This is a genomic window from Aeromonas sp. EU05-FHT14A05, from assembly GCF_058791175.1.
The window spans coordinates 254603-262375 of sequence record NZ_JBYTDH010000003.1; the positions used below are offsets into that span (position 1 = coordinate 254603).

At 60.9% G+C, this 7773-nt stretch carries 7 protein-coding genes and 2 tRNA genes; 8 read left to right on the plus strand and 1 reads right to left on the minus strand.

The features are described 5' to 3' along the window. Positions 1-113 precede the first annotated feature (113 nt). Positions 114-521 (minus strand): Spy/CpxP family protein refolding chaperone, encoded by a 408-nt coding sequence (locus AC3WR3_RS06445; protein ID WP_236661740.1) that lies wholly within the window; start codon positions 519-521, stop codon positions 114-116. A 239-nt stretch (positions 522-760) separates the two neighbouring features. Between AC3WR3_RS06445 and pncC the strand changes: the two genes are divergently transcribed. The 8 genes from pncC (at position 761) to AC3WR3_RS06485 (ending at position 7769) form a co-directional block, all read left to right on the plus strand. Further along, complete coding sequence (pncC, locus tag AC3WR3_RS06450; RefSeq protein ID WP_202047579.1) at positions 761-1252, plus strand: nicotinamide-nucleotide amidase; 492 nt, start codon at positions 761-763, stop codon at positions 1250-1252. An 80-nt stretch (positions 1253-1332) separates the two neighbouring features. Further along, positions 1333-2394, plus strand: coding sequence for a recombinase RecA (recA, locus tag AC3WR3_RS06455; RefSeq protein ID WP_005324574.1), 1062 nt, complete (start codon positions 1333-1335; stop codon positions 2392-2394). Between the two features lie 40 nt (positions 2395-2434). Then, entirely contained in the window at positions 2435-2935 is a 501-nt protein-coding gene (locus AC3WR3_RS06460; RefSeq protein ID WP_454009048.1) for a regulatory protein RecX, read from the plus strand. Positions 2936-3211: 276 nt separating this feature from the next. Further along, positions 3212-5836 (plus strand): alanine--tRNA ligase, encoded by a 2625-nt coding sequence (gene alaS, locus AC3WR3_RS06465; RefSeq protein ID WP_247627295.1) that lies wholly within the window; start codon positions 3212-3214, stop codon positions 5834-5836. Positions 5837-5852: 16 nt separating this feature from the next. Continuing rightward, complete coding sequence (locus tag AC3WR3_RS06470) at positions 5853-7100, plus strand: aspartate kinase (RefSeq protein ID WP_202047460.1); 1248 nt, start codon at positions 5853-5855, stop codon at positions 7098-7100. A 93-nt stretch (positions 7101-7193) separates the two neighbouring features. After that, positions 7194-7382, plus strand: a complete 189-nt coding sequence (gene csrA / locus AC3WR3_RS06475) for a carbon storage regulator CsrA (RefSeq protein WP_005315760.1) — start codon at positions 7194-7196, stop codon at positions 7380-7382. A gap of 213 nt (positions 7383-7595) precedes the next feature. Beyond that, positions 7596-7688 (plus strand) — tRNA-Ser (locus AC3WR3_RS06480). 4 nt (positions 7689-7692) lie between these two features. After that, positions 7693-7769 (plus strand) — tRNA-Arg (locus AC3WR3_RS06485). Positions 7770-7773: the final 4 nt, after the last annotated feature.

Below are 7773 nucleotides of genomic sequence, written 5' to 3' on the forward strand. Positions count from 1 at the left end.
CATCACCGGGATCAGAAGCTAAGAGGAGGGTGGGGTGCGAGGCGTGGGGGAGTAAGGGGCAAGATCCCCGCCATCAGCGCGGGGATTGGCATCACAGAAACGGGAGCCGTCTCTCAATACATGGCTTCGTTGCCACTGAGCATCTCGTGCAGCTTGGTTTTCTGCTCCGGGGTCAGCACCTTGCTGACTTCGAACAGGTAATGGGCACGGTAGTAGCGAGCCTCGGCCTGCACGTTGCTGATGGTCTGCAACTGCTTCTTGGCGGCCGCTTCGTCCCACTTGCCGGTCTTGATCATGTTGATGATGACGTCCTGACCGATGGCGTCGAGCTTGACCGCGCCGAGCTCCTTGGCCGCCTGCTCACGCAGGCTCTTGATCTGCTCAACCTGTGCGGTGGAGAGGTTCAGCTCTTGCGCCAGGGTGGTCTCGCTCTGCAGCTCCGGGGTGCTCTCGGCGGCGAAGGTGTTGGTGGCAAAACAGATCGCCAGGGCAGTCATGGCGACTTTAAATTGATGCTTCATCTGCTTTCTCCAGTATCCAAAAAGATAGAAACCGCATACATGGCGGTGCCTGCAGATTATAGGAAGCCCCATGTACTGGAGCTTAAGCGCGGGCGACTTGCCGCTGTGGTGCGTTTGCCCGGCAGGGCCATGCCGGTCGGTCGCTGACGCAGCCGGTCCCGGGTCGGTTGCTCGCGATTCGGGGCAACTGCATAATGACCCCCATGTTTCCCCCGCAAGGGGCCAGAGAGGGCATGATGATGGGGCTTGAGGCAGAGATCGACCGTTTATCCCGGGAGCTCGGCGAGGCATTGCAGGCAAGAGGCTGGCTGGCCGCCACGGCGGAGTCCTGCACCGGTGGCGGCGTCGCCACGGCCATCACGGATATTGCGGGCAGCTCAGGCTGGTTCGACCGCGGTTTTGTCACCTACACCAACGAAGCCAAGCAGCAGATGCTGGGGGTGAGCATCGACAGCCTGCTGCGCCATGGTGCCGTCAGCGAGGCCGTGGTGCTGGAGATGGCCAGAGGGTGCCTGGCCCGTTCCGATGCAGGGATCTGCGTCGCCATCAGCGGCATCGCCGGGCCCGGTGGCGGCAGTGACGACAAGCCGGTCGGCACCGTCTGGTTCGCCTGGGCGGATCGCTCGGGCCGTCATCACTCCCTGCTCGCCCGCTTCGATGGTGACCGCCATCAGGTGCGCCAGCAGGCGGTCAGACAGGCCTTGTCCGGACTGCTGGCCCTACTCAGATAAATTGGGCTTGATACTGTATGCATAAACAGTATACTTAGCCCAACTTCACTTCTACATCACGATTCCCAGCGGAGATTGGCATGGATCAGAACAAACAGAAGGCACTGGCGGCTGCGCTGGGCCAGATCGAAAAGCAGTTTGGCAAAGGCTCCATCATGCGTCTGGGCGACAGCAAGACCATGGACATCGAAGCCATCTCCACCGGCTCCCTCTCCCTGGACGTGGCGCTGGGCATCGGCGGTCTGCCGTGCGGTCGTATCGTCGAGATCTACGGCCCGGAATCGTCAGGTAAAACCACCCTCACCCTGCAGGTGATCGCGGAAGCCCAGAAGAAAGGCAAGACCTGTGCCTTCGTCGATGCGGAACACGCCCTCGACCCCATCTATGCCGCCAAGCTGGGGGTCAACGTCGACGACCTGCTGATCTCCCAGCCGGATACCGGTGAACAGGCCCTGGAAATCTGCGACATGCTGGTGCGCTCCAACGCCGTTGACGTCATCATCGTCGACTCGGTGGCCGCCCTGACGCCGAAAGCGGAAATCGAAGGGGAGATGGGTGACTCCCACGTCGGCCTGCAGGCCCGCCTGATGTCCCAGGCCCTGCGCAAGCTGACCGCCAACATCAAGAACGCCAACTGCCTGTGCATCTTCATCAACCAGATCCGGATGAAGATCGGCGTCATGTTCGGCAGCCCGGAGACCACCACCGGTGGTAACGCGCTCAAGTTCTATGCCTCGGTGCGTCTGGATATCCGTCGCATCGGCGCCATCAAGGAAGGTGACGAAGTGGTCGGTAACGAGACCCGCGTCAAGGTAGTCAAGAACAAGGTGGCCCCGCCCTTCAAGCAGGCCGAGTTCCAGATCTTCTACGGTGCCGGCATTTCCAAAGAGGGCGAGCTGGTGGATCTGGGCGTCAAGCACAAGCTGATCGACAAGGCCGGTGCCTGGTACAGCTACAACGGCGAGAAGATCGGTCAGGGCAAGGCCAACGTGATGAAGCTGTTCGCCGAGAACAAGGTGATGGCTGCCGAGGTGGAAGCCCGTTTGCGTGAGCTGCTGCTCTCCGGTGCCGTACCGGTCGAGAAGCCGGTGGCCGCGGTCGCCGAAGAGTTTGAAGACGAAAGCGAACAAGAGTTCGAATAAGGAACAAGGAAGGCCGGGTTGATACCCGGCCTTGTCATTTATGGTCGATGAATCCTCCCCCGAACCCGTTGAACTCTCCTTTGAAGACATGTTTGCCGCCGCCCGCGCCTTTGCCATGCGCAGTCTGGCTCGCCGCGAGAGCGCCGAGTCGGAGCTGGCCAAGCGGCTGCGGCTGCAGGGCTTCAATGAAGAGGTGATCGAGGCGGTTATCGAGTATTGCCGCGGCTACAACTGGGTCAATGACGATCGTTACGGCGCCATGGCGGTGCGGGCCGGTGCGGCCAAGGGCCATGGTCCCATCAAGATCCGCTTCGATCTGCGCCGCAAGGGGCTGGACGATATGCAGATAGACGCCGCCTTCGACCAGCCGGAGCTGGACTGGTTCGAGCTGGCGCTCGCCCTGCTGGCACGGCGTGCCAGCGTCGCCGATCTGGCCGATTTCAAGCTGCGGATGAAATGGCTCAAGTACCTGCTTGGGCGGGGCTTTACCCAGGATCAGGCGCGTTACGCCATCTCTGCCCTGCAGCAGGGGGAGGAATAAAGAGCCTGTGCTGGTCATGGCGCCATGCGTGTTCCTGCACCGTGCGCTGATAAGAGAGGGCCTTTTCCCTGTTTTATCCTGTTTCTGATGGCCGCGGCACCATGATCCGCCACCCAGCCGACTCCCCTTTCAGCCTGCTCCTGTACGGCGTCCTGCCGCTGCCCCGTCCATTGGGGGCTTTTTCACCCGTGACGGGCCCGCGCGTTTTACTTTACCCCGCAGAAAACTTACATTATTGCGATTAAAAGTCCGTATCCGAATCAAGCAGGATTTTCCATGTATATGTCCACGTCAGAGTTACGCGCAGCGTTTCTCGAGTATTTCCGCTCCCAGGGGCACCAGGTTGTCTCCTCCAGCTCGCTGGTGCCGCACAACGATCCGACCTTGCTGTTCACCAACGCAGGGATGAACCAGTTCAAGGACGTGTTCCTTGGCGCAGAGAAGCGTGCCTACAACCGCGCGACCACGGCCCAGCGCTGTGTACGGGCCGGCGGCAAGCACAATGACCTGGAAAACGTCGGCTATACCGCTCGTCACCACACCTTCTTCGAGATGCTGGGCAACTTCAGCTTCGGTGACTACTTCAAGCAGGATGCCATCCGTTTTGCCTGGGAATTCCTGACCGGTACCCTCAAGCTGCCCAAAGAGCGCCTGCTGGTGACCGTCTATGAAACGGACGACGAAGCTTTCAACATCTGGGCAAACGAGATCGGCGTGCCGGTCGAGCGCATCGTGCGCATCGGCGACAACAAGGGTGCCGCCTTTGCCTCCGATAACTTCTGGCAGATGGGTGACACCGGTCCCTGCGGCCCATGCACCGAGATCTTCTACGACCACGGCGATCACCTCTGGGGTGGCCCTCCCGGCTCACCGGAGGAAGACGGCGACCGTTTCATCGAGATCTGGAACGTGGTCTTCATGCAGTTCAACCGTCAGGCTGACGGCACCATGGAGCCGCTGCCCCGTCCGTCCGTGGACACCGGCATGGGCCTGGAGCGCATCTCCGCCATCATGCAGGGGGTGCACTCCAACTACGAGATCGACATCTTCCAGGCGCTGATCAAGAAGGCCGCCGAGATCGTCGGCACCGAGGATCTGAGCAATCAGTCCCTGCGCGTCATCGCCGACCACATCCGCTCCTGCGCCTTCCTGGTGGCTGACGGCGTCATGCCCTCCAACGAAGGCCGTGGCTATGTGCTGCGCCGCATCATCCGCCGCGCCGTGCGCCACGGTCGCAAGCTGGGTGCCACCGAGATCTTCTTCTACAAGCTGGCCGCCGAGCTGGCGGTGCAGATGAAGGACGTGGCTGCCGAACTCATCGCCCAGCTGCCGCTGGTCGAGCGCGTGCTGCGCATCGAGGAGGAGCAGTTCGTCCGCACCCTGGACAGAGGTCTGCTGCTGCTCGAAGAGGTGCTGGCGAACCTGGGGGATGCCAAGGTCATCCCGGGGGAGGTGGTGTTCAAGCTGTATGACACCTACGGCTTCCCGGCAGATCTCACCGCCGATGTGGTCCGCGAGCGCGAGATCGGTATCGACGAGGAAGGCTTCAAGGCCGAGATGGAGAAGCAGCGCGCCCGTGCGAAGGAGGCTTCCAGCTTCGGTGTGAACTACAACGAGGTGTTGAAACTCGATTTCGAGACCCCATTTACCGGTTACAAGCAGCTGAGCCAAACGACTCAGGTGGTCGGCATCTACAAGGATGCTGTCGAAGTGAGCGGGCTGATCGCCGGTGAAGAAGCAGTGATCGTGCTGGCCGAGACCCCCTTCTACGCCGAATCCGGTGGTCAGGTGGGCGACAGCGGCATTCTGAAAGTGGATGACGGCATCTTCGCCGTGACCGACACCCAGTATGCTGGCAATGCCATCATCCACAAGGGCTATATGGAGCTGGGTACCCTGGAGAAGGGCGCCGAGGTGGAAGCCGTGGTCGACGGGGAGCGCCGTCAGGCCGTGGCCCTGAACCACTCGGTCACTCACCTGCTGCACGCGGCCCTGCGCCAGGCGCTGGGTGATCACGTGACCCAGAAGGGCTCCCTGGTCGGGGCGGAGCGCATGCGCTTCGACTTCTCCCATTTCGAAGGCCTGACCATGGCGACCATTCGCCGGGTCGAGGAGCTGGTCAACGCCCAGATCCGTGCCAACCACGATGTCGTCACCCAGGTGATGGATCTGGAAGCGGCCAAGGCCGCTGGCGCCATGGCGCTGTTTGGCGAGAAGTATGAAGAGGACGTGCGTGTCGTGCGCATGGGCGATTACTCCACCGAGCTGTGTGGCGGTACTCACGCCAAGCGCACCGGTGACATCGGCTTCTTCAAGATCATCGCCGAGAGCGGTGTTGCCGCCGGAGTGCGCCGTATCGAAGCGGTGACCGGCAAGGGCGCCATCGATTTCATGCACCAGCTGGCAGAGCAGTTTGAAGAGGCCGCGGCCCTGGTGAAAGGGGACCAGTTCTCCATCGGCAGCAAGGTGCGCCAGCTGCTGGACAAGTCCAGGATGATGGAACGCGAGCTGGAGCAGCTCAAGGCCAAGCTGGCCGCTCAGGCTGGCAGCGACCTGCTGAGCCAGGTGATCGAGATCAAGGGCCAGAAGGTGCTGATCGCAGCGCTGGACGGAGCCGATCCCAAGTCCCTGCGCGGCATGCTGGACGAGCTGAAGAACCGGATGAAGTCCGGTGTCGTCCTGCTGGCAACCAGCAGCGAGGACAAGGTCAACCTGATCGCCGGCGTGACCAACGATCTGACCGCCAAGGTGAAGGCCGGCGAGCTGGTCAACCTGGTGGCCCAGCAGGTGGGTGGCAAGGGCGGTGGCCGTCCTGACATGGCCCAGGCGGGTGGTACCCAGCCTGAAGCGGTGCCGGCGGCCCTGCAATCCGTTCACTCCTGGCTGGAAGAGCGCCTGTAAACGGGCGAGGTGATCTGTGGCACTCTATGTACAGAAGTACGGCGGCACCTCGGTCGGCACGCTGGAGCGGATCGAGGCGGTAGCTGATCGCGTTCAGCTGAGCCGGGCCCAGGGGCATGATGTGGTGGTGGTGGTGTCCGCCATGTCGGGCGAAACAAACCGGTTGCTGGGCATGGCCCAGCAGCTGGATCCGGATGCCAACCGGCGCGAGATGGATGTGCTGGTCTCGACCGGTGAACAGGTCACCATAGCGCTGCTGGCCATCGCGTTGAACAAACGGGGTTGTCCTGCGGTCTCAATGACCGGTGATCAGGTTCGTATCCACACTGATTCCGCCCATGGCAAGGCGCGCATCACCCAGATCGACACCGAGCAGGTTCAGGCCGAGCTGGGTGCGGGCAAGGTGGTGGTGATCGCCGGCTTCCAGGGCCGTGATGAGCACAACGCCATCACCACCCTGGGGCGAGGTGGTTCGGACACCACGGCGGTTGCCGTGGCGGCCGCCATCAAGGCCGATGAATGCCAGATCTTTACCGATGTGGATGGGGTCTATACCACGGATCCGCGCATCGAGCCCAAGGCACGCCGCCTCTCCACCATCACCTTCGAGGAGATGCTGGAGATGGCGAGCCTGGGGGCCAAGGTGCTGCAGATCCGTTCGGTGGAATTCGCGGGCAAGTACCGCGTACCGCTGCGGGTGCTGTCGAGTTTTGTCGACGGAGAGGGAACCTTAATCACATATGGAGGTGAGAGGATGGAAGCACCCCTGGTATCCGGCATTGCGTTCAATCGCAACGAGGCCAGCCTGACCATTCTGGGTGTGCCGGACAGGCCGACGGTGGCCGCGCAGATCCTGAATCCGATCAGCGATGCCAACATAGATGTCGACATGATAGTGCAGAACACCATGGGGGATGGCACCGCCGACTTCACCTTCACGGTGAATCGCGATGACTATCGCCGGGCTCGCGCCCTGCTGGAGGAGACCGCCACCGAGCTGGGGGCCGCCTGCGTGCAGGGCAACGGGGAGATCGCCAAGGTCTCCATCGTCGGGGTCGGCATGTGGAATCATCCCGGGGTCGCGCGCACCATGTTCAAGGTATTGGGCGAGGAGGGGATCAACATGCAGCTGATCTCCACCTCTGAAATCAAGATATCCGTGGTGATTGACGAGAAGTACCTGGAGCTGGCCGTGCGTTCGTTGCACTCAGCGTTCGGGCTGGATAATGAGCCTCATGAGCAGCCCTTGGGGAACAATCCCTGATTGATTTAGTTTCAACCATTTACCATATCGGTATCTTTGTAAGATAATGGCGCATATCGATATAAATACAAAACAGGATACAGGAGCAAGCGAATGCTTATTTTGACTCGTCGTGTAGGGGAAACCCTGATGATCGGTGACGAAGTGACAGTCACCGTACTGGGCGTTAAGGGTAACCAGGTTCGTATCGGTGTGAACGCACCCAAAGAGGTCTCCGTGCACCGCGAAGAGATCTACATGCGGATACAGGCCGAGAAAGTACCGGGCCAACCGAATTTCTAAGCCATTCCATTGGCAGCCTCAAGGCGACATCTCAGGTGTCGCCTTTTGTTTTTCCGGGCCCTGCAAATCGGCTTGCGAGGCGCGGAACCAGGGGGTAAGTGTCGATATTGCTTGAATATTCCACGCTTTGACCAAATGCTGAGCGAACACGCTGTTTTCTCCAAAAAAGTGTTTGACTAAAAATCCCTGTGAAGTATTATCAGCCCCGCAAACGGAGAGGTGGCCGAGAGGCTGAAGGCGCTCCCCTGCTAAGGGAGTATGCGGCTTATACCCGCATCGGGGGTTCGAATCCCCCCTTCTCCGCCATTTTGCGCCCGTAGCTCAGCTGGATAGAGTACCTGGCTACGAACCAGGTGGTCAGAGGTTCGAATCCTCTCGGGCGCACCATACC